This is a genomic window from Pedobacter sp. SG908, from assembly GCF_011759615.1.
In the GTDB taxonomy this organism is placed as follows: domain Bacteria; phylum Bacteroidota; class Bacteroidia; order Sphingobacteriales; family Sphingobacteriaceae; genus Pedobacter; species Pedobacter riviphilus.
Genome location: NZ_JAAOYY010000001.1, coordinates 62,630 through 86,222, shown reverse-complemented (window position 1 = coordinate 86,222; position 23,593 = coordinate 62,630). Strand labels below are relative to the sequence as shown.

Genomic DNA, 23,593 nt, shown 5'->3' with positions numbered 1-23,593 from the left:
TGAATATAGTAAATCTACCCGTTAATCTAACAATACCGGGGCAGCCTTCTTAATAATATCACTTGCATGGGCGATGTATTTTGAGAAATGTTGTTCAAAAAGCATAGCCAGTTCAGCTGCTTTTTTATCATATTGCTGAACATCCTCCCATAAATCCCGGGGATTTAGGATTTCTGCCGGCACTCCTTCACAGCGCTGCGGTACCGAAATCTTAAATACCGGGTGGTTAACAAATATGGCGTCGTCTAATTTACCATTCATGGCTGCAGTAATAAGTCCCCGTGTATATTTTAGGCTTATACGGTTTCCTATTCCATAAGAGCCACCAATCCATCCGGTATTAACAAGCCACACATTAATTTCCGGGTTAGCATCCAATTTCTCACCTAACAGCTCTGCGTATTTTAAAGGATGAAGAGGCAAAAACACGCTTCCAAAACATGCAGAAAAGGTTGACTGTGGTTCGGATACCCCCATTTCTGTACCTGCTACCTTTGCTGTGTAACCAGAAATAAAGTGATACATGGCTTGCCCCTTATCTAGCTTGCTTATTGGTGGGAGTATTCCAAAGGCATCACAGGTAAGAAAGAATATATTTTTGGGTATCCCCCCTGTTGATGGTTCTTTAGCATTTTTTATAAACTGAATTGGATAGGCTACCCTGGTGTTTTCTGTTTTGGAAATATCCGAAAAATCTATGCGCCCATCAGTATCTATAACTACGTTCTCCAGTAATGCACCGGGTTTGATGGCCCCGAAAATTTCAGGCTCTTTCTTAGGGTCAAGATTTACCGCTTTAGCGTAACACCCTCCTTCAAAATTAAACACACCGTTTTCCGACCAGCCGTGTTCATCATCACCTATTAATGAACGGTTGGGATCTGCACTCAGTGTTGTTTTGCCTGTACCCGAAAGGCCAAAAAATAGCGCGACATTACCATCCTCACCTTCGTTGGCCGAACAGTGCATACTTAAAACATTACGTTGTAAGGGCAAAACATAATTTAATACACTAAAAATCCCTTTCTTCATTTCTCCGGTATATGCCGTTCCACCAATTAAAATGATCTTGCGGCTAAAATTGACCACAGTAAAATTCTTTTGACGTGTCCCATCAGTCTCTGGGTCGGCAAAGAAACCAGGGGCCTGCAAAATAAGCCATTCCGTATCCGGACTAAGCACATTATGTGCGTCCGACCTCAGAAAAAGGTTATGGCAAAATAGATTTGCCCATGGCGTTTCATTAACAATACGAATGGTTAATCCAAACCTTGCATCAGCACAGGCATGAACATCTCTCACCCAAACTTCACGTTCAGCAAGGTAGCTTCTCATTTTCTTATACAAAACATCAAAATGAGCTTTCGAGATAGGTCGGTTTACTTCTCCCCAATCAACAGTATCGCTGGTTGTTTCATCGATTACGATAAACTTATCTTTTGGCGACCGGCCAGTAAAACTTCCGGTATCTACACACAATGCTCCTGTATTGTTCAAAATCCCCTGGCCTCTTTCCAGTGTCTGTCTAACAAGTTGCGCTGCTTCTAATTGATAATGAACATACTTACCATAAAGCTTGAATCCTAATTCATGAAATGTTTCTGCTGTATTCATTTGATCTAATTTTAGTATACCAATTCTTTTTTTATTACCCTATTTTTTTGATTTGCATTTGATCGCACGTCATCATCCTTTTGTGGGTGAAACTCTTTCTCGCTTTGCGCAACAACGATTGTAGCCACCCCGTTACCGATAATATTTGTTAATGCGCGCGCTTCACTCATAAATTTATCTACCCCTAAAAGAAAAGCCAGTCCTTCTATCGGAATCTTATGGATAGCTGCAAGTGTTGAGGCTAAAACAATAAAACCACTTCCTGTTACACCAGCCGCACCTTTTGAAGTCACCATCAGGATCCCGATGATACTTAACATCTCCCATATCGAGAGATGAACGCCGTAAAGCTGGGCAAGAAATATGATGGACATAGAAAGATAGATTGAGGTACCGTCCAGATTAAAAGAATAGCCCGTTGGAATAACCAGCCCAACAACAGACTTGCTGCAGCCCATCTTTTCGAGTTTTTGCATGATCGAAGGCAATGCCGATTCGGAAGAAGATGTGCCCAAAACCAGCAATAATTCTTCCTTAATGTATTTGATAAATTTCCAGATACTCATTTTGTAATATCTCATAATGCCGCCCAAAACCAGAAATATAAACAGCCCCATGGTGAGATATACTGTTCCCATGAGCTTGGCCAGGGGTATAAGGGTATGAAGTCCGAATTTGCCAATGGTATAAGCCATGCCGCCGAAGGCACCAAGCGGTGCGAGATACATGACATATTTTAAGCCCAGAAACACTTTTTTAGATAAATATTCTAAGCCAAAAACTGCTTTTTCCCGATGTTTAGAATAGTTAAGAGCGATTCCAACAATTATAGCAACCAATAATACCTGAATGGTGAGGTTATTCATAAAGAAATGCACCCAGTCAAAACCTTTTTCTGGTGATGAGGTGTACTTCGAGGCATTTTGAATCTGCAAATTTGCTTTATCAATGTTTCCTGGTTTGATAAGAACAGCCATGCCGATACCTATGGCGAGGGAAAAAGTGGAAACTACTTCAAAATAAATGAGGGATTTGATACCAATTCTACCAACCTTTTTCAGATCGCCCATGCCACTTATACCCAAAACAATGGTCAGAAATATAATTGGGGCGATAAAGAGTTTAATAATATCGATGAAAGTTTTGCCAATAATTTCCATTTTAACGGCAATTGCAGGGGCAACAGTGCCCAGTAGAACGCCTGCAATAATGGCAATGAGCACCCAGAAAGTAAGGTTGGTTACAATTCGCTTCCAAATGCGGCGAGTCGCCTTGGTTTGCTCATCTAATGTTTGAGGTAATTTTTCGATTAACATTGGCTCTTTTTTATTAGTCTATATTGATATGGTACATTAAAACGAACATCATTTTCCGGTCAGCTACTTTTAGCCCATCGCCTTGATCGGTATATATGGGCCTGCTTTGGGCATTAAAAACAAGTTTCGATGCATGGTCTTTTAGTAATAAGGTAAGGCCCAGATCATAACTGATCATGGGCTCGGAGAGACGCTCAAACCGGGAATACTGAAAACCCAATGCAGGCATCAATCTCAAGCTTTTCTTTTGCTGATTGAAATAAGGGAGGGTGAAACCAGATTGCAGATAAAAGCTGTGTCCGGTTCCTACAACCGGATAACTATTGCCCGCCCCATTGAAGGATGCTTTTTTATTATCCAGTCCATTCGAAATGTTGTTTATCCCCAGATTTCTGATGTAGCCAGGGCCATAATCATGAAGAAAAGCTGCTGAATAAAAATTAAATGATGTTCCTCGGCTCAAATTAATCGGAGTATCGAAGAAGAGGTCTGCACAAAAGAGTTTCATATCGTTTAGCAAAGTATCTGCAGATTTCAGGCTCCAGAGCAGATCTTTCTGATATTCCATCCCGACGCCGAGGGCCAATACCTTTTTTTTCCCTAAATAACTTCCTGGAGAAGTAGGTGTACTGTTTTCCTTTTCAAAAAACTGCCATTTGAAATAGGATGAAAAGTTGGGTTTAACCTCCAGGTTATTAAAGGTAGAGATGTCTTGTAAAGGCTTTCCGGTAAAGGGCACATAAGTTTTGGCTATGATAAACCGGTAGTCTAACTTTCCTAGCTGACCTTTGAAAAAAACATTCAGGTTCCGTAGGGTAAGATCGGTTCTGTTTACGTTACCCAGTGTTATAAAAGGTACATCATACAATAAAGTAGCAGTTGGGCCAGAAGCAAAACGGGTAAACCCTTTCCAGTTAGATCGGCCTGCCCCTAAAGTAAATTTGTTGCTTAGTTTATATTCTCCGTAGGCATCAAGTAATTCAAAAGCACTTTCATTATCAGAAAGGTAGGTCAGGTTAGTTGTCCCTCCCTGAAAAACCATGGTAAGCCGATCCGTTGGCGCAACCACCATTTTCATGCGAAGCCTTCTTAAAGAAATATCAGCGGTTGAATTTACGTTACTTTCATTTATCTTACTGCCGGGATTGAGCTCGGTATATCTTGCCCAAATCTGCGCATAACCTGAAAATGCTATAAAATGTGTTTTATCATCGTTCAAGTAATACTTTAGTGGCTTATTAACCTTTTTTTCCTGAGCACTTACTGTTAACAGGCGCCCCACAAAAAGGAAGATGACTAATGAGAATCTGGTAATTGATATGCTCATGCCGTCGTTTATAAAAAAAATAGGGATATTAGCCTTCATTTAATCTCAACTAGGCGGATTTTAATCCGTTGTATATATTTGGTTAATTCCGATACATAATTTGTAACGGGTTAATAAATATGCACCTATCTTAAGCTTAAAAAGATTTATATCAATAAACTACACGAATTATTAACAAACAACAATTGAAGCCCCTTATAAATGAATCTGCTGATCAACCTTATACTCCTGATTTTAGTGCTCAGGCTCTCTTTTGATAAAAAGGTGATGCATTTCTTAGTAAATGGTCGTTGGCCTGGATTAATTATCATTCAGCACATTGTTTTCTGGCTGGTATTCTTATCTGTGAGCGGTTACGTTTATCTGAACTTTTGGGACTTAAAAGAGGCAGCACTGCGGTTGTTATTTATGCTTTGTATTAACATCCCTGTTTATTTATTATGCTTTAGCGTTTTGGTACCAGCGTATTACCAGACGAAGCGCTATGGAGAATATGTACGCTACATTGCCGCCATTTTTGTAATTTCAAGTTTGGTCAGGATACTAATTGAGCCTCAACTTTTCGGGGCGGAGATTGATGGCGGTTATCTTTTTATGATTTACCTGATGCAGATCATCATCATTTTAGTTCCCTCTATTCAAGGCATTTCAAAATACAAACTCATTGCTGAGCGTGAACTTGCAGAACTCAGCCTGAGAAAAAAAGAAGCAGATCTTGAACTGCTAAAATCAAAAATAAATCCTCACTTTTTGTTTAACACCTTAAATAATATCTATTCGCACAGTTATGCTACAGATGGAAGCTCGGCCAATTTAATTAAACAGTTAAGCCTTTTGATGCAGTATACCACATATGAGATTTCAAAAAACACCATACCGGTTGATAGAGAATTACAAATGATTATCGCCCTGAGCGGCCTCTATCAACTGAAACATGGCTCGGGGTTAGATATCGACCTATGTTTTCCTGATGATAATCTATTTGAAATTGTTGAGATCCCACCAACAATTTATCTCACGCTGTTTGAAAATGCCATCAAATATGCTGCTATGGGATCTGACAAGACGGCTAGAATTAAAGCATCAGTAAGCATTTCAGAAGTTAAGCTAGAATTTTGCATTGAAAATTCAATCTCAAATAAAATAATCGACAATGATGATACCACCTATCGTGGCGTTGGCATGAAAGTGCTTGAAAATATTCTTGAAAACCATTATCAAAGTAATTATAACTTTGAAAGCAGTAATGACGGTAGTGTATATAAAGCAATTTTAAACATATATTTATGAAACCGATAAAGGCCATTTATGTTGATGATGAGGCTCCTGCTTTAGAACTCATCAAAAAATATTGTTTGGACATGCCCGAAATTGAACTCATGGATACCTTTTTAGATCCTACGGAAGCCCTGAATTATCTATTACTGGAATCTGTAGAACTACTAATCCTCGATATTGAGATGCCTGGCTTATCCGGAACAGACTTCCTGGCCTTGGTTCCTAAGGGTAAACTCTGTATTTTCATCACTGCTGATCCGACCTATGCGGCCAGAGCCTTCGACATGGACGTTATCGACTACCTGGTTAAACCTGTTTTTCCTGACCGGTTCAAAAAAGCAGTTCAAAAGGCTATTGATTATTTGAAATTTTCGACATCTGAGGTGGAGCAATCCTACCTGACATTTAAATCTGACTACAAGTTGAATAGAGTTTTATTAGATGATATACAATGGATTGAAGGATTTCGTGAATACATTAAAATTGTAACCAGGTTTAAGCAGTATCTTGTATTACAACGGCTTTCAGATTTCATGAATAAAAACGGCGAACTGGGATTTGTTCGCATTCACAAATCGTATATTGTAAGAAAAAAAGATATTGTCTCAATAAGCGCCCAAAGTGTTCAGGTAAAAGGCGGCAAGCAGTTACCCATTGGAAGAACATATAAAGATTTGTTAAAATAAAACCGCCTAAAAGCGCCTACTTAGTGTGTTTTGGGAGTAAATCATTACCTACCCCAAAAAATCAAAGCGTTGTTGGCGCATGGCTTTGTCTAACGAAAAGAAAAGCGTCATATAACTCGGCTAAATTTACCTTATCGTACAAACTCACGCCGCTTTTTGTACCATAGCCTATAAATCGCTGTGGTTTGACCAGGTTATTTGGGTTAAAGGCCTTGGTAAAGAAATATACATTCGTTTTGGTCAATGTACCCAATAATTCTTCCCATGAACCTTTGATCGGCTCCTCAAGTTTATAGGGCAACATCACAGTGGTATTTACAGCGCGGGCATCGGTCGTTGCCCCAAATTCACCCATTGCCGTTCCTGTACCCAGAACGAAATAATTGTTGGGAAATAGTTTTAGCAGGTATTTTCCCGTTCCGCCAACAGAATTATCGTAAATCTCTTTTTTCCCAAGGTGGGCATCGTGTGCCCAGATAATCACTTTATCTTCCTTTCCTTTTATCATTAAAGCGGTATTGTGGGCCATGATGCTATCTCTCGGTACATATTTGGATTTTGGCTTAAACGGTTCAAACCCCTGTTTAAGATTGCTAATCGCCAATAGAAGATCAGATCTGAGGCTTGTTTCCATCTCTATTTTACTAACTTGCTGTTCCAGGGAATCGGCGGTGAAGTAACCTTGGCTACAATATTGGTTCAGCAATTTCCAATCTACCTTAAAATCTTTTTGGTTCATGCCAAACCAGGCCTCATCCTGAAAATGAGCAGCAACATTCAGGCGCTCAACTTCTTCGTGAAAACTGTTAATACCCGCTTTTTTAAGCAAAAGCGTAATCATATCAATATCGGGCTTTTGAACAGGGAAGTCTATACCGTTTACCGAAACCTTTTTTTTGTGACTTTTATTATATATCCTGATCCAATCCAGCAGCTCCTTTGTTTCTTTGTTCTGCCAGATTCCGATCATGTATTTTTTCATCAATGCCATAACATCAGTTGCCTGGTTTAACTGCTGGTTCATTAACCACATCTCGGCAACATCATTCTCGAAAGCAACATGATTAAATCCTTTTTCTTCAATCAATATCCTGCTGATGTAATACCTGAGTTTATAAAATTCTGCCGTTCCGTGTGTTCCTTCTCCAAGACCTACAATCTGCTTCGCCCCCATTTCGGCAATTAATGGTTTAACGGAGGCTTTAAACTTTTCATAGCTCTCAAGAGAGACGCTTTTCAGCGATTTTTTTTGGACAACAGTCAATTTCGAAACCGTGTCTTTTTGCTGAGCGAAAACGATCTGGCTGTTGAACGCAAAGATGACGGCCAGGCAAATTATTAAGGTAATGTGTTTCATCATGTATTGTTTTATGAAGCAAAAGAATGAGCATTCGCCCGTGGCATGAAAAAAAATTCGACCACAGGCCTTCCTTGCACGATAAATTAACATATGCGTCTATTCGTCGTGCAAAACCTGAGGTTTATCGCAGGGGAAAAACTATTTCAACTATTTTAGCGATTTTTGAAAGGTGAACAAAAGAACAGCCTTCAACTTCTCAACCATATTCGAAATCCTGATTTGGGTATTCTATGTTACAATATATAAATATTCGTACCTGATCGAAAATTCGGGATTACAACGAATTCCAGGTAACGATTTCCCCTATCCAATGATCTGCCTGTTTGGAATTTGCAGCACATTACCCATTATTCCCTATTACCGGTGGGCGATTCCAAAACTGTTGCATCTAAGAAAATATATGGCCCTTATACTCATCACTGTAGTATACTTCATATTTATGACACCCTACATCAACATGTTCCTGTCATGGATTTTCAAACAATTCACCTATGGTAGTCCGGTGCATGCCTATTTTAATCGCCAGTACAATGGTTTCTTTTCAGATTGGAATCTGATCATGACCGATTCGATTGCCTTTTTAAGCATCGCCTTCTCGAGGTTCTCCTACGAAAATGAGATGATCCGCCACAAGGTAGAAACCGACCATTTGAAGCTCCAGTTAGGCTTGTTAAAGGCGCAGCTCCAGCCTCATTTTCTATTCAATACGTTAAACAGTCTATATGGCATGAGCCTAATACAATCTAAAGATACCTCTAGGTTTATTTTATTGCTGTCGCAAATGATGCAGTATATTTTGTATGATTGTAGCCGGGAGGAGGTTCCGCTAAGCGAAGAAGTTAATTTCCTAAAAGGATATTTTGAGATTGAGCAGAAAAAGTTTCCAGACGCTTCAATTCGGTTTAACGTCTCGGAAACCATACCCGATGTAAAAATGCCACCACTGCTATTTTTGCCTTTGGTAGAAAATGCGTTCAAGCACGGCAGGCACAAACTGGAAAATAACGCAGGTGTTTCAGCCGAGTTAATGGTAGATGAACAGGTTTTGTTCTTCAAAATAGAAAATGAGATGCTGCCGAGCCAACCCTTAAAAAGCAACAGGGGCGGTATAGGATTAGTGAATATTAGAAAAAGACTGGAGCTCTATTACCAAGGCAAACACCATCTCCAGATACAAGAATTGAACGGTATTTATACGGCGAACCTAAGCATAACCTTGAAATGAAGTGCGTAATTTTAGATGATGAGCCATTTGCACATGATGTGCTGAAACATTATATCGCGCAAACTCCCGGAATGACGCTGGTAGCACAGTTCAGAAATGCAGTTGAAGCATTTGAATATTTGAAAAGCCATCAAATTGATTTGCTTTTTTTAGACATCGAAATGCCGCTTATCAACGGCATCAGTTTTTTGAAAGCACTAAAACATAGGCCCAGTACCATTTTTACAACTGCCTTTAAAGATTATGCATTCGAAGGTTTCGAGCTGGGTGTGGCCGACTATCTTCTAAAACCTTTTTCATACGAAAGATTTATAAAGGCTATTGACAAGCTTTCGCCAAGAAGTGAACCAAACAGCGCCTTTGAAGATCAGCTGGTCATCAGGGTAAAGGATAGCTATCTCACAATCAAACAACGAGACATCAGGTTAATTGAAGGAAATAAAGACTATATAAAAATCATCACTACTACCGAAACGTATTTACTCTACCATACACTGAAGGGAATTTTAGACAAGTTAAACCAGAAATATTTCATCCAATCACACCGTTCTTACTTGGTCAATAAGCTAGTAATTGCTCGCATAGTGAGGGACAGTCTAGTTCTCAACGACCAGCAGTTTATTCCTATCGGGCAAGCTTATAAAAAGCAGTTGATGGAAAAGTTAGGTATTTAGTTTCGGGATCAGAAAGTTAGCAACCAACCAGCATTGCAAAAATAAACGCACATTTTTAATATCGAAGAAAGCGTTCTCTTTGTTTAATAGATTTCCCCATAAATATTAATACTATTCATGGGGAAATAATACGAGTATAACGGTAAGATTGTGTTTAAACATCAATAGGAAAGCCGTAAATGTGTCTTTTATTGAAAACGGACCAAACCAACAAAAAAAACAACACAACAAACTCATTATCAATAATTTAATACATATAAATCCTATTTAACGGGATTACCAAGCATTTCCGTAAGTTTAAGCTCAAGCCCCTTTCCGACTAAAGTTTTACCAACAATTTTACCGCTGGGATCAATCAGGAAATTTTGTGGTATTGCGCGCACACCATACAGTTTAGCTGCTGTATTATCAAAGCTCTGCAGATCTGAAAGTTGCAGCCATGGCAGGCCATCATTTTTTATAGCAGCCAGCCAAAGGTCTTTAGCGTTAGCCTTATCCAGTGAAACACCTACAATCGTAAAGTTCTGATCTTTAAACTTATTATAAATTTTTATAAGGTTTGGATTTTCCGCTCTACAGGGTCCGCACCACGACGCCCAAAAATCTAATAAAACATACTTTCCTTTTAAAGATGAAAGTTTAAACAGCTTACCTTCAGTATCAGCCATTTCAAAATCAGGTGCGTTTTGACCAATTTCAGTAGCTTTCATCTGTTCTAAGGCTTTAGCAAAACTTTTGCCATCGGCGCTATTCTTTATCTTATCAGAAAAGCCGTCAAATAAAGGTTTAACTTCAGCGTATTCTGAATCATATGCTATTTTTGACATTAGATCCAATGCAAGATCAGAGTTGGGATGGCTTTTTACAAATTTTATATAAGCGTCATTTGTTAATTTACTATACCTCTTTTTGAATGCTTCCAGTTTTTCCTCAAAATTGGAAGTGTTATTAGCGTTGGTTTTCCCGTCCATGATACTCCTGTCATCAGGAGACATTTTGGAGAATTCAGTATCTACAATAGCATTAAATTCGGTATAATCGTTATTTGAAGGTGTGCCGGTAACTTTTAGGCCATTGGTAATATTGCCTTTTGTAGCAACCGTGATATTACCAGGCTCTATAATTACGATACCCCGTTCAAGACTTTTTTCCTTTCCAACAGCTTTAGAATCAAAAATCAGATCAGCATAAACGGGTGAAGGTGTGGCTGTTCCGGTAAACTTAAAAATCCCATTTTTCAATGTAACAGAATCTGTTATGTCTTTACCGTTTATATTATACTGTAAGTAAGCTTTTACAGGGGCATTAAATGTTCCGTATTTACCTGATATCGTAAATTTATTTTTCGCGTCCTGTGCAAAAGCACTCAATTGAATTATTGATAAAGCGACGATCACTAATTTTTTCATGTTGTTATTTTATAGTTCTGGATATTAAATTACGTTAACGGTAAATTCGACTTCATCTGTAGGAAGGCACATTTTATCGTTACATACCATAAACTCTACTTTCCCTTTTACCGCGGCTTTTTTACCGGTTAACTTGACTTTTTGCTGAAAAATGACTGCATTTTCGAAAAAGCCGACTTCCATCATAAACGTGGGTTCCAAACGCATAATCGCATGAGGTTCTTTTGTAGCTCCTATCAGGCTATAGGTATTGGATTTTTCAAAAGTAAATTTAGTTGGTTGTGGACCACCCTTTTCGACATATTGTGAATATAAGTGCCAGCCTTTTTCCAAGGTGGCTTTTACGAATACAACTGCTTCATTTTTACCCGTTTTCTTTGCAGCATAACTCCACTTTATGGGATGATAAATTTGCCCGAATCCTTTCAGTGTAAAAAATGAGCAGATGAACAAAAGAATGAGATTTTTTTTCATATTGTTATTAATTATTGTTGGCGGCATGCTTTTTAGTAATCTCTATCATTGCTTTAACTTCATAGTATTCGCGATCTGTTGAGCCAGCGTAACCAATTCCGTCCATTCTTATTATTCCTTTAGGATCGATGATAAACTTATGTGGTGTACCTTTCGCACCAATTGCTTTATAGAATGCCATTTCAGGATCTCTTAATACATCTAAAGTCAGCTTAGATTTATCAACATATTGCTGCTGGGTTTCCTTATCTTCTGCTATTCCTGCTACGAATAACTGAAATGGTTCATTTTTATAGTCTGCAACAATTCTTTCGAAAGCAGGGAAGCAGGCTTTGCAGGGCGTACAGGTTGTACTCCAAAAATCAACTACCAGGATTTTTCCCTTGTAATCAGACACTTTAAATTCCTGCCCATTTAATTTAGTGATGGCAACTGTTGGTGCGGGTTTGCCAATTGGATCCCACTTACTTTCGAGTTCTTTATAATAGCGCTGATAGGCCTCATCTTGCAATGAAGCAACATATTTTGTAGCATTATCTTCTCCATTTACTTTTGCATAGATGGTTTTAAGGATAGCTAAAAGTTTGGGATTGGATTCTGCATCTTTAACGGAAACGGTAAGTGTATCAATCGCCTTTTGGGTTTGGCCGTTTGCATCTAAAATGAACGCATAACGACTGATAAAATTTGGCTTTGAATCTTTAAAATAATTCATGTTCCTCATTTTAGCATCTTTAAGCGCTTCATTAATCTTTGCTAATGCGGCACTTTTATCACCATTTATACAATCTATTGTTGCTGAAATTTCCAATAAGACTTCGTGTGCGTGTTCGAAATCATCTTTACGTAAACCGTTTTCAATATCTTTAAGATATTGTTTGGAAGTTACATCCATCCATGCTAGGTTTTTTTTGTCATCTAACCACTTTTCAAGAATGTTGGTTAGCTCAAACAATGATAGACCATCTTTAACAGACTGATCATATTGTTTGAACTTATCAAAATTTTCCTCATGAAGCCAGTTGATGGCTATTGCTCCCCTGATACGGTCGTAAAGTTTTCTATTTTTCTCCGTTTCAGGTATCTTTTTAATTAAGTCCTTATAAAATTTCTCCTGATCCTGTGCTTTATCAATAAGGGTAAACTCGTCATACTTTTCAGCCAAAGGATTAGGCTGTTGTGCCTGAGCTCCGAAACCGATCATCAGCCCCAGAACTACAGTCGCAATACATTTTTTTAAATTGTTGATTTTCATAACTGACATTTGATATATGATATAATAGCGGCTAGCAGGGATGCTAGCCGAAAGAAAGGTTATTGATTGTCTACTAATCCTCGATTCTGGTTGATCATGAGGCTTCCAAATTTCATCGCATAGCGCTTCGGCGTTAACGTATAAGTTTTTAAAACATTGCCGTCAGAATCCAGGAGGTAGTGGTTAGGATTGATATGATCTTTATAGATCGGATCTACTGAAAGACGACGCATATCCAACCACCGCAAGCCTGAAAGCGCAAACTCCCTAATGCGTTCATCTAAAATAAATCTAACCATGGCCTGTTGATCCGAAACTACGTTTGAAGGCAGGGCCACAGCTGAGGCGGGCATTCTTTTTGACCGTAAAGCTTCAACATCTGCCTTTGCTCCGTTCAGATCATTTCCCCGCGCCTTTATTTCTGCACGCATTAAATACATTTCGGGTAGAGATGGTCCTATGTCTAGAAAGAAATTGGGATAACGACGAACTTTTTTAGGATAAATCAGGTCGCCAAATAACTCGGTGTCTGAATAAAGCAGCAATCGTTTATCATCATCACTATAAAGACTTGCTACCTGAGGGGTAAAAACAGGGCAATCAGCAAAGTTGAAATTCCAGACAGTGGTAGAAATATTATAAATGACCTGGCTGTTGTTTGCTGCAAGGGGAAGGTTACTTAACGCCCCCAGGAAGTTGAGTGGAAACCAGGAACCAGCCGCATTTTCATCTAAAACAACGTTGTAATCATAAAGGGAGAGTGGTATGGTTGATTTAGATAACTCTGCAAAAGCACCGTCAATATGTGTTTTAGACGAAGTAAAATCAAGCATATTCATATATACTCTCGTAAGAAAAAATTCAGCAGCCATTTTTGATAACCTTCTGCGGTGCGTAACCGGCCCGAGGTCTGGAAAGGCTTCTGTTAAATCTTTTATGATTGCAGTATAACATTCCTTTACAGTTGCACGGGTAAACGATGTTTGGGTAACATCGGCGGCAGTGATGAGCGGTATGCCCAAATCAGTTGAAGCTGAAGCAGGATTATAAGGCAAAGAAAAGTCATTTAAAAAGGCCAGATTGCAAATAGCCCTACCAACTTTTGCTTCAGCCAATAACTGCTTTTTCTGCTGATCACTTCCCTGTGTTGATCCCATTACCTCGTTGATGATCTTATTAAAAAGGTAAAGCTTTTGAATATAACCCGTGGGAGCCGTTATTTCCTGCGGAAGTTCGTTCTGCTCGTAAACCATATCTTCATACCGGAACAAACGTTGAACGCGTAAAGGCACGCTTTCAAGATAATTATTTTGCAGGGCCACGTCATCTCCAAGGTATATAGAAGCAGAAACGGTGTTTTGCAAAAACAAACCATTTAAAATCTGTTCGTAATCGTTTGTTGTTTTTGCAATCAGTGATCCTTTGGGCTGTATTTCCAAAAAATCTTTTTTGCAGGAGCCAGCCAAAAGCATGGTGCAGGCAACCAGTGTTATTAAAAAGTATTTCGTTGTGAGTTTCATAATTGTTAATTCTATTTAAAGTGTGATATGGGCCCCTAATGTTATTGTTCCTTGCCCTGTACGCAGGTTTCTTATCGCTCCGGTGTTGCCGGCGGTTTGAGTTGCACCAACATTTCCTAAAGACTGGAACTCTGGATCGATCCCTAAATCATTGGCTTTCCATAACATTAAGTTGGAAACCTGTGCCCTGAATGTTATAGATTGTGCATGCAGTTTTTTGATTAGCCCACCCCTAACATCATAGGCTAATGTGATGTCGCGGATCTTCGCGAAGGAAGCATTAAACACGTTGCTATTTGCATAAGTATAATAGTTCGTATTTCTATTCCCACTAACCGCACTTGTGGCAGCATATCGAGGGATATCGGTCTTGTTCTCGTCTCCGGCTACTTTCCAACGGTTGGCAAATTCGCTGGTCATGTAATTTAAATAAGGTACGCCTGACCAAAATGTATTTACATCGCGAAACATTACGTTTCCACCGTTATAAATAATATTGATGCCCAATGTGACATTTTTATAGCGGAAATTGTTAGAAAAACCACCGCTGTAAACAGGTTGTGAACTTCCCATGTATACTACATCTTGAGCAGTAGTTGCTGTCGGATTTGAAGTAACCGTTCCATCAGCCAGTTTGACCTGGGGATCTCCGGAAGCATTTAAACCCGCATAATCATAGGCAAATACCACAAAAGAAGGATAACCATCCAAGAACCTGGTACTGATCATGCCTGGCCCGGTAGTGATGGGCGTAGCATTTGCAAGCCGCGATATCTTATTTTTATTATAACCTAAGGTAAATGAAGTGGTCCAGGTGAAATTGTTATTGCTGATGTTTAGCGAACCAAGCGAGATATCTAAACCCTTGTTTTGCAAATCGCCAAAGTTCCCGATCACAGAGGCAAAGCCCGTAAGCGGTGCGGTTGTCAGGTTACCGATCAAATCATTTGTTTTCCGGATATAACCGTCTATCGAACCGAACAATATGCCATTCAGGATTTCAAAATCCAGACCCAGGTTATAGTTTTTGGTGAGTTCCCAGGTAAGTTTTTTGTTTGCGGGTGCATTGATGATCAGGCCAACGCCGTTTGGATAATTGACATTTGTTTCGGCACGTAAAATATCCCATGATGCTGCAGTACCTGGAGTGGGTGCATTACCTGTGATACCGTAGGTAAACCTAAGATCTAAACGGCTTAACCAATTTACGGGCTTCATAAATTCCTCTCTTCCAAGTGCCCATTTACCCCCAACGCTCCACACCGGTCTGTTCTGAGCCGATTGGTCAAAGCCAAACAAATTGCTTCTATCAATACGGATACTGCTGTTTAGCGTGTATTTCCGGTCGAATGTATAACCTAAATTGGCAAAATAAGAGGATGTCCTGCTGATTACACCTTCGCCACCGGTTACATTATTAGCTAATGTCCTTGTTCCGCCTGCTACCGTTCCGGTGATACCTTCACCTAATAATTGATAATTTATAGGTCTTGCTACCTGAAGCTGATCATCCCATCCCCTATAGATGGTCGTTGTTGAAAGCGGAGAGTTACTGGTTGCTTCCTGTCCTGCCATAATGGTCAACTGATGTTTATCAAGCCAGGTATGATCATACAAAAACTGGTTTCTGATTGTCCAGCTTTTGAGCAGTTCATCAGTAGCAGTTAACCGGCCCCCAAAAGCCGGGACATTATAGATAGGGGTACTGTTAAGCGTAGGCGCCTGGGTAAATGTCATTACTTCGTCTCTTACCGCATAACTGTTCTGATCCAGCTGCACGCGATTTTTAAAAGAATTAATGTTATAACCGAATGTTCCTTCATAACGGAGGCCTTTTATAAGCTCCAGTGTCACACCCGCCACAACTCTTGTAGATAATGCATTACCTTTGGTGTATCCATTCTCTATCTCCTGTAAAGGGGAATAATCCAGATTAATACGGCTTCTTGCCTGATAATCTTTACGTAGATCATCGCTATAATTACCCATATGATTGACTATTAATGGATTTCCTGCGGGATCAGCAAATAACTGGTAAGGCACCAGATCCAAACTTGGAACGGTTATATTATTACTCCTGGTAACCCTGTTGGTGAGATCGGTGATGAGGTAAACCTGGAGGCGTTTGTTGAACTTAAAGTCTTGGCGCAGGTTGATTTTGTACTGGTCGTCTGTCTGGCCCGGAGTATTATTAACCGTTCCAATATAATTAGCAGAACCATAAAATGAATGTGTTTTACCACCACCGGATACAGATAAGGTATGGTTAGTAGTTGCTGCCTGTCTGTAGAAATACTTTTTAAGCTGATCGCTGTTATCTATTCCCGCTAAACTATCGAGTTTTGCATTAGCCTGGGCCTGGGTTATTAAGCCTCTGCTTGCATCATACTGTGCCTGCAAATGAGGTGTAACAGGGGCAATTAATTGAACAGAATTATAGGAATTACTGCCCACATATTGTGGAAATAGCTCCTTTGCTGTAGCAATAAACTGGCCGCTGTTCATCTTCTGGATATAGCTCAGATCAGGCATGCCCTGAAAATTATGATACCCGTCATAATCAATTTTCAACTTTTCGTCGGCAGTGCCTTTTTTTGTGGTAATCACAATTACGCCATTAGCCGCTTTAGCACCCCATATAGAGGAGGAGGTTGCATCTTTAAGTACGGTGATATCTGCAACATCCTGCATGTTGATGTTTTGAATAAAATTATCGGGAACCTGTACCCCATCTAAAACCACAAGCGGACCTCTGTTGGAATTGATTGATGATAAACCACGTATCAAAAAGGGATTGTTACCTGCATCGGGAGCATTGTTCACGGCTAAACCAGGTACCAATCCATCCAACCTTTGCAATACATTTGTGCTGCTTGATCTATCGTTCATAACCGACAGGCTGGGCTTTGAAAATGAGCCTGCGCTTCTTTCCCTCGAGAGCGTTTGATATCCTGTTGAGAAGGTAACATTTACCGATTCAAGATCATTGGCAGCAAATTCAAGCGGAATGGTTCCCATATCCGGCGATGCATTTATCTCCTTAACTGCATATCCAACATAGGAGATCATTAAAACAGCATCACTGGCAATACCTGCTAAACGAAATGAGCCATCGGCACCTGTTTGTGTGGAGATTGCGCTGTTTTTAACTTTAACGGTGGCGCCCAGCAGTGGCTGTTTTAGCACATTTACAACAACACCTTTTACATCTATCAAGCCCGGGGGGCTTACTGTTGCTGTGTTTGGTTTAGTGAAGATCAAAATCGCCCTATTTTCTTTATCAATGCTATAGGAAAGATTTGTTTGAGCAAGTATTTGTTTAAGTGCCGCTTCTAAAGGCGCATTGGTAAGACTCACATTAAAAGTTTTGTTCTTCTCCTCCGTATCAGTCCAAACTGAACTATACCCTGTTTGTGATCGGATCTCCCTAAACACCTTTACTAAAGAGATTTTCTTTTGATTAATTGTGATATTTTGTGCTAAACCTGATGCGCTTACATGTAACAGCGAGATCAGTAGCAGGAAAAAAGTTGGCTTGGTAAGCCTAAAAACTTTGTGGACGCAGCGTGGAAGCTGCATAAAATCTGTCGTAGAAATTTTATACATTTACATTCTTTTAAATCGTGAATTACCTAGTAAGAAACGTTCATTTCCGATCTGATCGGAAAGATTTAAGAGTTTGGAAAGGGGTGTTCCAGCACTCCTTTTCCTCTTTTAAGTGATGGCAATTAGTTACTTTTCATGTGGTTTGGTTTAGTTAAGTTTGGTTTGGTAGTTGATCATAAATCAGTTCATTAATATTAGGTTATGGTGCAAAACGCACAACTTTGATTGTTCTTCCATTCACATTAAAGCGCACCTTTTTGGTCATTTCCAAAATCCGCAGCACATTTTTGATCTCGCCGTAGCGGGTTATGGTAGCCAAGACCGGAATGTGTTTTAGGGCTTCGTTTTGGTATTCAACCTTTACATCGTACCACAAGGCAATTTTATTCATGGCACTTTCCATCGATTCGTCGAACATAAAATACCCATCTTTCCAGGCAGTCATCTCCTCAACGTCTACATCGTTAACCGATATTTTATTTTTACTAAATAACGCCTGCTGACCGGGCTTTATCTTTTTAAATTGACCGTTCGATTCGACTTCAATAGCTCCCTCCAATAAAGTGGCGGCAACATGGCCCTTATTAGAAATGCTGTTTACATTAAAACTGGTTCCCAAATCCCGAACAATCCCTGCAGCTGTTTTAACGGCAAACGGTGCATTTGTCATATGCTTTACCTCAAAATATGCTTCACCATATAGAAGTTCGACATCACGTCTGTTACTGGCAAATTTTTCAGGAAATCTGATCGCACTAAAAGCATTGAGCCAAATTTTCGTGCCGTCGCTCAGGTTAACCTGATAAACCCCACCCCTTGGAGTCCGAAGGGTATCATAGGCAATTTTTGCAGGTAATGTATTTATACCATTGGTGTAAGTTAATGATCCGTTGGAATGCTGTTGCACTATCAAATCGGTATTTGGCATCTCAATTTTTTGAAAGCCGCTACCCAGTAATATTTTTTTCCCATTTGCCATGAGAAGTTCAGCTTTGTTACCGCCAGGCCTAATATCTGTGTAGACCATATTTTGGGTACTGGTGATTTTTTTAGAAGTAAGGAATAAGTAGGTAACTGTAACGATACCAATTAAAATAGACGCAGCGATAGAGATATATTTTAAAGAGTATTTACTGCGCTTTGTTAAGATCGCATTGAGGATTTCCCGTGAATCTCCTTCTGAAAGTTCAATGTCAGATTCATAATCCTTCCACGCGCTGTTCAAAAGATCATCGAGCTGTTTGGGTTCTAATGTATCCAGCTGACTAAATAACTGATCCCGTTCCTCTTTATCACATTCACCCTTTAGATATTTTGCTAATAAAGCTGTTATTGTATCATTTGACATAAACCTAATTTAAAAATCAACGCAATTTTAGCGTGTTTTTAAAGGTAAGACGACAGAATAGTCAAAATGTGCAAGAGAAAATTATTTTTTTATTTTATTTTTTGCACTTCTAAAATTAGAAGCGAAAAAACATCATGAAAAGCAGCAAAAAAAGGCCTGCTTTTAGCGCAATGAGCGCATTTCTGAAATGGCTCCGAATCGTTGCAACAGAAAGATTTAGTTTTTTTGCAATTTCAGAATACTCTTCCCCTTCCAAATGCCTTAGCTCATAGACTACGCGCTGCTGCTTTGGCAGATTTTTTAAAGCTTGTTCGAATTTCGATTGGATTTCTGTGGCTTTCATATCCTCGAATGGATTGCTGGCCATGTGCTCATCAGAAATCAGGCGAAGATCGGAAACAGCTATTAACTCACGCGATTTTCGCTTCAAGTGATCAAGAGCAGCATTTTTGGCCATACGGTAGACAAAAGCATTGAAATTTTCTACATGATGGGTATTATGACGTGTGTTCCAAATTTTTAGAAAAACATCCTGAACGATATCTTTTGCAATCTCGCTGGATTCTGTTATCCTAAAAATAAAGCCGTAGAGTTTATCTTTATAGCCGTAAAAAAGAGAAGCAAAAGCCTCCTCATCATCCAATAATAGGCGACGAAGTAATTCCAGCTCTTTTTCACGTGTTAACTTTGACATCCTGATGCACACCTATCGCCAGAAATCGTGATTAAATCACAAATATTTATCAGGCTAAACTTGGGGTTTTATTAAATTAATTTGTTAAAATTATCTTAATATTTAATAAAAATATAAAAATTTTAGAATAAAAAAGAATGCGAAACATTTGGATAAACCAGTATACCTTCTCCCGTTCATCAAATCGCTAATACAATGAAAAGCAAAACTTTATAGTCTATTTGTTTCTGGTTTCTCCAACGGGCTTCTCAATGCTGTAAAAAACAACAACTTTAACCAACAAGGAATTAAACCATTACATTAATGGCCTGGTAGGCTATGAAAAACGATATGGGCAAGCAGATCAGGCCTTTTGTGTGCTTTTCAAGAAAAATATTGGCATCGCTGTCTAAGTGCCGCAGCCTTAGCGCTGCTGGCGTTCCCGAAAATCGCTAGGTGTACACTTATACCTATGGCGAAAGCTTTTGGTAAAATTGGCCAAATCATTATAGCCACAATTAAAAGCAATATCTTTAATCCTCTCCTTTGAAATTAACAGCATTTCGGCAGCTTTTTCGAGTCTTTTGGTTTTGATGTAATTGGCTGGCGTATCGTTATAATGCCTGGCAAATTCGCGTTTAAAAGACGATAAACTCAAATTATTAAGCTGTGCCAGGGCATCGATACTGAGCTGGGCGAACAGATTGGCCTCAATAATTTGCTTAAAGGTATAGATAGTAGGCGAAAAAAGCTGTGCAAATATGGTTTGTATGGCCCGGGCATTAGCAGTCTGGGCCAGAAGCAGGATAATTTCCTTTAGCTTTAAAACCAGTATATCTTCGTTAACCAGTGCCGGATGCTGAAAATAAAACAGCAAGCCTTCGATATATTTTTCGATTAAAAAATTGTTGTTTAAAATTTCGACACTTTTGTTCGAAACCATCCGACCGGGTGCTTGAAGTATGACCGGCATCTCTCGATCGTAAATCCGCTTTAAAATATCGGGATGAAAATTAACGATCATAATTTCGTTAATATCCCCTCTACTTAAGCTACTGATGGTTTTGCTGGCTTGTATACAATTTAAAAACAAAGCATGTTTATGTGGTATATTTACCCGGTCTCCGTCGCGGTGATATTGCATTTCGCCCTGTAACATGTACAAAAAGCAGGCATTATCGGTAATGGGAAAATCGAAGGTGAAAGGCGCCTTTATCCTGATATTTTGGATAATGGATTTACCAAACAAGTCGTATTTTTTATGGTCGATAATCATATTAAAAAACCTTCGGCTATAAAAATAGAAAAACTAATGCAGGATTTGGCTTTTAAGCACCCTGCATTAGTCTATTAATTATAAAAATTTGAATGATGCAAAAGGCATTATGCCTCTTAATTCAATTTAGTTATCCTCCGTTGTTTAATATACTGGTAAACAGCACCTGCAATAAATGCAATTAAAAGCACCAGCAGGGTTTTGGCAATTAGCGGATCTGTAGGGCCTTTGGCCAACGGATGCCCCAGTGGTACGCGGGTAAAGGTTTCGTTTACGGTAGGGATGAGTGAGAGAAAGAAACTGAAAGAGAGTAAAAAATTCTCCACATAGCGGGCTTTATTACTGGTGCTTCGCTTTACCGAGAGCCAAAAAGCGACCACCACCAAAATAAAAATGAATACCGAGAAAATATGCCCCGCATTAAAACCACCGTGTTTGGAGATCCCTAATGCTGTTAAAGCCGTAACGGTAGTGGTATAAAAGTATATTTTACCACTAAGATGCGTTAAATCAATTTTGCCAAAGCGTACAAATGAAATGATTGCCGCTACAATGGCCACTATACCAATGATGGTATGAAAAATTCCTAAACCTGATAGTCCCATAGTCTTTTTTGTTGAGTATCTAATTGTTGTTTACAAAAGTGGCTATAGTAAAGTTAAGGGATTTTGTTTATTCGTTCAATTATTTGGTAATCCCGTTCAAAAATGACCAGATGTGTTGCGACCAACCTAAAGCAATGGCCAGACACTGGCACTGGTTTAACCCAGTACCAGTGAATCTTAGATATTAAAATCCAACGCCTACTTGCAACCCTGCGCCTAAGGATGCCGGTTGGCCGTTGCCGAACCGGAACGGAACCGGAACAGCTGCATATAAGTTAATATTCTTTCCCTTCAATAAAATCTGATTAACAACTGGTGTAAAACCAAACCTGCCGCTGGTCTCGAAAGCTGCCCTAGCAATAAATGTGAAACCGTGACTAAAGCGAAACATTGCACCGGGGTGAAAAAGCACTGAATTTACTTTTGAAATGCCATTCTCTGTTCGGATGGAAGGCACCAATTCAAAGCTAACGCCAAAATGTTCGCTTTTTAAGATGTTTATGCCAAAGGGAAAACCTATGGTATATACTTTTGAAAAATTATCGGCAAAACCTTGTTTGCTCCAGCTGCCTATCGGGTTGAGTATAGCCACGTAGCCTGTTACCTTTGGGTATGGAGAAGATTGTTGCGCATTTGCAGAAAACATTGATGATGCAGTAACACAAACTGTTAACAGAAGCATGCGGATGATTAAATTGGTATTCGTTTTTAACATGATAACTTGTTTAGATAAATTTAATAAGCAAACCGATTATCGCAGCCGCAGCTACAATATAGGGTTCCTGGATTTTTTTAATATAAATTAGTGCGAGTACAGCCCCAATGGCAATAGCGGCTGTTGCGATATCAGTAATGGACCGCAAGCCGATAACGATTACCGACCCTACCAGTGCCCCAATCACTGCTGCTGTTATACCCTGTACAAAAGCTTTTATACTCACATTCCTGGCAATCTTTTTAAATGATGGCGCAAGGGCTACAGTAAAAAGGTAGCAGGGCAGAAATGTGGCCAGTGCGGCTACACATGCACCAGGAAAGCCTGCAACCAGATAGCCAATAAAGCCAACAGTAATTACAACCGGCCCCGGAGTAATCATGGCTACTGCTACCGAATCTACAAACTGATGTTCTGTGAGCCAGCCAAACTCCTTTACCACCCCACCGTGTAGAAATGGTACAATAGCAAGGCCACTCCCAAAAACAAACGCACCCGCCTTGGCAAAAAACCAACCGATCTCTTGTAATGTCTTACTGTCATAATTCCAAAATCCTGTACTTATAAAAATACCAGCAGGAAGTGATGAAGATTTCTTTAACCATTTAGGAGGTGCCTTTATCACCATATAAAACAGTCCGCAAGCTAAAAAGAGTAATATCTCTTCTCTTTCGGTAATTACGGTAATCCCTATTCCCAACACATAAAATATCCATAGGAGCCAGTTCGAACGGATTGCTGAAAGCTCCAGTTTACTAATGGATTTAATGGTAAGTTTATAGGCGCTTACTGCGATAATTCCAATTACTGCGGCTCCAACCCCATAGAAAACGGCCTGCATCCAGGCCAGTCCACCATAGAGTTGGTATACCATTCCGAGGATAACCACCATAATAAAAGAAGGGAGCACAAAGGCAAGTCCGCTTAGCGTTGCGCCCAGAAAACCATAGTGTACAAAACCGATATAAATACCCAGTTGCGCGGCCAGTGGGCCTGGCGCAAGTTGAGCCAGTGCCAGTCCCTCTTTGTATTCCTCTTCGCTGATCCACTTTTTATCCTCAACAAGGTCGCGTTGCATGTAGCCTACCAAAGCCACTGGCCCGCCAAAGCCCCAGGTACCGAGTTTTAGAAAGTAGAATACTATTTGTTTAAGCGAGTAGGCGATGTTTTGATCAGCCTTCTTTTGATGCTTCATTGCTTTTAAGTGATTTTTTAAACCACAATATTAGCCA

Annotated in this window: 19 protein-coding genes; 4 read left to right on the top strand and 15 right to left on the bottom strand. The window is 39.5% G+C overall.

From position 1 onward, the window contains the following. Positions 1 to 21 precede the first annotated feature (21 nt). The 3 genes from pckA to FHT21_RS00380 are packed head-to-tail and all read right to left on the bottom strand — an operon-like array spanning position 22 to position 4,257. The gene (pckA, locus tag FHT21_RS00390; RefSeq protein ID WP_167292833.1) at positions 22 to 1,614 is read right to left on the bottom strand and encodes a phosphoenolpyruvate carboxykinase (ATP); all 1,593 of its coding nucleotides are present in this window, start codon (positions 1,612 to 1,614) and stop codon (positions 22 to 24) included. A gap of 11 nt (positions 1,615 to 1,625) precedes the next feature. Then, positions 1,626 to 2,930, bottom strand: coding sequence for a cation:dicarboxylase symporter family transporter (locus tag FHT21_RS00385; RefSeq protein ID WP_167292832.1), 1,305 nt, complete (start codon positions 2,928 to 2,930; stop codon positions 1,626 to 1,628). A gap of 13 nt (positions 2,931 to 2,943) precedes the next feature. After that, positions 2,944 to 4,257, bottom strand: a complete 1,314-nt coding sequence (locus tag FHT21_RS00380; RefSeq protein WP_167292831.1) for a hypothetical protein — start codon at positions 4,255 to 4,257, stop codon at positions 2,944 to 2,946. 201 nt (positions 4,258 to 4,458) lie between these two features. On the opposite strand from FHT21_RS00380, the gene FHT21_RS00375 reads away from it, so the two are divergent. Continuing rightward, positions 4,459 to 5,547, top strand: a complete 1,089-nt coding sequence (locus FHT21_RS00375; RefSeq protein ID WP_167292830.1) for a sensor histidine kinase — start codon at positions 4,459 to 4,461, stop codon at positions 5,545 to 5,547. Further along, positions 5,544 to 6,221 carry a LytTR family DNA-binding domain-containing protein gene (locus FHT21_RS00370; protein WP_167292829.1) on the top strand — a complete coding sequence of 226 codons (678 nt, stop codon included), beginning with the start codon at positions 5,544 to 5,546 and terminating at the stop codon, positions 6,219 to 6,221. Before FHT21_RS00375 ends, FHT21_RS00370 begins: the two co-directional genes overlap by 4 nt. A gap of 61 nt (positions 6,222 to 6,282) precedes the next feature. Here FHT21_RS00370 and FHT21_RS00365 read toward each other — a convergent pair whose 3' ends face one another. Then, entirely contained in the window at positions 6,283 to 7,581 is a 1,299-nt protein-coding gene (locus FHT21_RS00365; protein WP_167292828.1) for an erythromycin esterase family protein, read from the bottom strand. A gap of 169 nt (positions 7,582 to 7,750) precedes the next feature. Here FHT21_RS00365 and FHT21_RS25100 point away from each other — a divergent pair, with 169 nt between their 5' ends. Further along, complete coding sequence (locus FHT21_RS25100; protein WP_167292827.1) at positions 7,751 to 8,806, top strand: histidine kinase; 1,056 nt, start codon at positions 7,751 to 7,753, stop codon at positions 8,804 to 8,806. Next, positions 8,803 to 9,480, top strand: coding sequence for a LytTR family DNA-binding domain-containing protein (locus FHT21_RS00355; RefSeq protein ID WP_167292826.1), 678 nt, complete (start codon positions 8,803 to 8,805; stop codon positions 9,478 to 9,480). The genes FHT21_RS25100 and FHT21_RS00355 overlap by 4 nt, the downstream gene beginning before the upstream one ends. A 263-nt stretch (positions 9,481 to 9,743) precedes the next feature. Here the strand turns inward: FHT21_RS00355 and FHT21_RS00350 are convergent, their stop codons facing one another. From FHT21_RS00350 to FHT21_RS00300, 11 genes are all read right to left on the bottom strand, one after another. Continuing rightward, entirely contained in the window at positions 9,744 to 10,889 is a 1,146-nt protein-coding gene (locus FHT21_RS00350; protein WP_167292825.1) for an AhpC/TSA family protein, read from the bottom strand. Between the two features lie 24 nt (positions 10,890 to 10,913). Next, positions 10,914 to 11,363, bottom strand: coding sequence for a protein-disulfide reductase DsbD domain-containing protein (locus FHT21_RS00345; RefSeq protein WP_167292824.1), 450 nt, complete (start codon positions 11,361 to 11,363; stop codon positions 10,914 to 10,916). Positions 11,364 to 11,370: 7 nt separating this feature from the next. Next, entirely contained in the window at positions 11,371 to 12,618 is a 1,248-nt protein-coding gene (locus FHT21_RS00340; RefSeq protein ID WP_167292823.1) for a TlpA disulfide reductase family protein, read from the bottom strand. 59 nt (positions 12,619 to 12,677) lie between these two features. Next, a complete protein-coding gene (locus FHT21_RS00335; RefSeq protein WP_167292822.1) occupies positions 12,678 to 14,138 on the bottom strand; it encodes a RagB/SusD family nutrient uptake outer membrane protein in 1,461 nt (486 codons plus the stop codon). A gap of 15 nt (positions 14,139 to 14,153) precedes the next feature. Beyond that, entirely contained in the window at positions 14,154 to 17,744 is a 3,591-nt protein-coding gene (locus tag FHT21_RS00330) for a SusC/RagA family TonB-linked outer membrane protein (protein WP_167292821.1), read from the bottom strand. 199 nt (positions 17,745 to 17,943) lie between these two features. Further along, positions 17,944 to 19,092 (bottom strand): FecR family protein, encoded by a 1,149-nt coding sequence (locus FHT21_RS00325; protein WP_167292820.1) that lies wholly within the window; start codon positions 19,090 to 19,092, stop codon positions 17,944 to 17,946. A 115-nt stretch (positions 19,093 to 19,207) separates the two neighbouring features. After that, positions 19,208 to 19,786: an RNA polymerase sigma-70 factor gene (locus tag FHT21_RS00320; RefSeq protein WP_167292819.1), complete on the bottom strand. Its 579-nt coding sequence runs from the start codon at positions 19,784 to 19,786 to the stop codon at positions 19,208 to 19,210. Between the two features lie 403 nt (positions 19,787 to 20,189). Continuing rightward, positions 20,190 to 21,041: an AraC family transcriptional regulator gene (locus FHT21_RS00315; protein WP_167292818.1), complete on the bottom strand. Its 852-nt coding sequence runs from the start codon at positions 21,039 to 21,041 to the stop codon at positions 20,190 to 20,192. Positions 21,042 to 21,157: 116 nt separating this feature from the next. After that, entirely contained in the window at positions 21,158 to 21,646 is a 489-nt protein-coding gene (locus FHT21_RS00310) for a hypothetical protein (protein ID WP_167292817.1), read from the bottom strand. 184 nt (positions 21,647 to 21,830) lie between these two features. Then, on the bottom strand, positions 21,831 to 22,361 hold the full coding sequence (locus FHT21_RS00305) for a hypothetical protein (RefSeq protein ID WP_208398844.1): 531 nt from the start codon (positions 22,359 to 22,361) through the stop codon (positions 21,831 to 21,833). Between the two features lie 10 nt (positions 22,362 to 22,371). Then, complete coding sequence (locus FHT21_RS00300) at positions 22,372 to 23,556, bottom strand: chromate transporter (protein ID WP_167292815.1); 1,185 nt, start codon at positions 23,554 to 23,556, stop codon at positions 22,372 to 22,374. Positions 23,557 to 23,593 lie beyond the last annotated feature (37 nt).

Excerpts from the sequence above, each read along its gene's own strand:
- FHT21_RS00370 (WP_167292829.1), top strand. The coding sequence starts at position 5,544 with ATGAAACCGATAAAGGCCATTTATGTTGATGATGAGGCTCCTGCTTTA.
- FHT21_RS00345 (WP_167292824.1), bottom strand. The coding sequence starts at position 11,363 with ATGAAAAAAAATCTCATTCTTTTGTTCATCTGCTCATTTTTTACACTG.
- FHT21_RS00305 (WP_208398844.1), bottom strand. The coding sequence starts at position 22,361 with ATGTTAAAAACGAATACCAATTTAATCATCCGCATGCTTCTGTTAACA.
- FHT21_RS00380 (WP_167292831.1), bottom strand. The coding sequence starts at position 4,257 with ATGAGCATATCAATTACCAGATTCTCATTAGTCATCTTCCTTTTTGTG.
- FHT21_RS00325 (WP_167292820.1), bottom strand. The coding sequence starts at position 19,092 with ATGTCAAATGATACAATAACAGCTTTATTAGCAAAATATCTAAAGGGT.
- FHT21_RS00365 (WP_167292828.1), bottom strand. The coding sequence starts at position 7,581 with ATGATGAAACACATTACCTTAATAATTTGCCTGGCCGTCATCTTTGCG.
- FHT21_RS00300 (WP_167292815.1), bottom strand. The coding sequence starts at position 23,556 with ATGAAGCATCAAAAGAAGGCTGATCAAAACATCGCCTACTCGCTTAAA.
- pckA (WP_167292833.1), bottom strand. The coding sequence starts at position 1,614 with ATGAATACAGCAGAAACATTTCATGAATTAGGATTCAAGCTTTATGGT.
- FHT21_RS00330 (WP_167292821.1), bottom strand. The coding sequence starts at position 17,744 with ATGTATAAAATTTCTACGACAGATTTTATGCAGCTTCCACGCTGCGTC.
- FHT21_RS00355 (WP_167292826.1), top strand. The coding sequence starts at position 8,803 with ATGAAGTGCGTAATTTTAGATGATGAGCCATTTGCACATGATGTGCTG.
- FHT21_RS00335 (WP_167292822.1), bottom strand. The coding sequence starts at position 14,138 with ATGAAACTCACAACGAAATACTTTTTAATAACACTGGTTGCCTGCACC.
- FHT21_RS00385 (WP_167292832.1), bottom strand. The coding sequence starts at position 2,930 with ATGTTAATCGAAAAATTACCTCAAACATTAGATGAGCAAACCAAGGCG.
- FHT21_RS00320 (WP_167292819.1), bottom strand. The coding sequence starts at position 19,786 with ATGTCAAAGTTAACACGTGAAAAAGAGCTGGAATTACTTCGTCGCCTA.
- FHT21_RS00310 (WP_167292817.1), bottom strand. The coding sequence starts at position 21,646 with ATGGGACTATCAGGTTTAGGAATTTTTCATACCATCATTGGTATAGTG.
- FHT21_RS00340 (WP_167292823.1), bottom strand. The coding sequence starts at position 12,618 with ATGAAAATCAACAATTTAAAAAAATGTATTGCGACTGTAGTTCTGGGG.
- FHT21_RS00375 (WP_167292830.1), top strand. The coding sequence starts at position 4,459 with ATGAATCTGCTGATCAACCTTATACTCCTGATTTTAGTGCTCAGGCTC.
- FHT21_RS00350 (WP_167292825.1), bottom strand. The coding sequence starts at position 10,889 with ATGAAAAAATTAGTGATCGTCGCTTTATCAATAATTCAATTGAGTGCT.
- FHT21_RS00315 (WP_167292818.1), bottom strand. The coding sequence starts at position 21,041 with ATGATTATCGACCATAAAAAATACGACTTGTTTGGTAAATCCATTATC.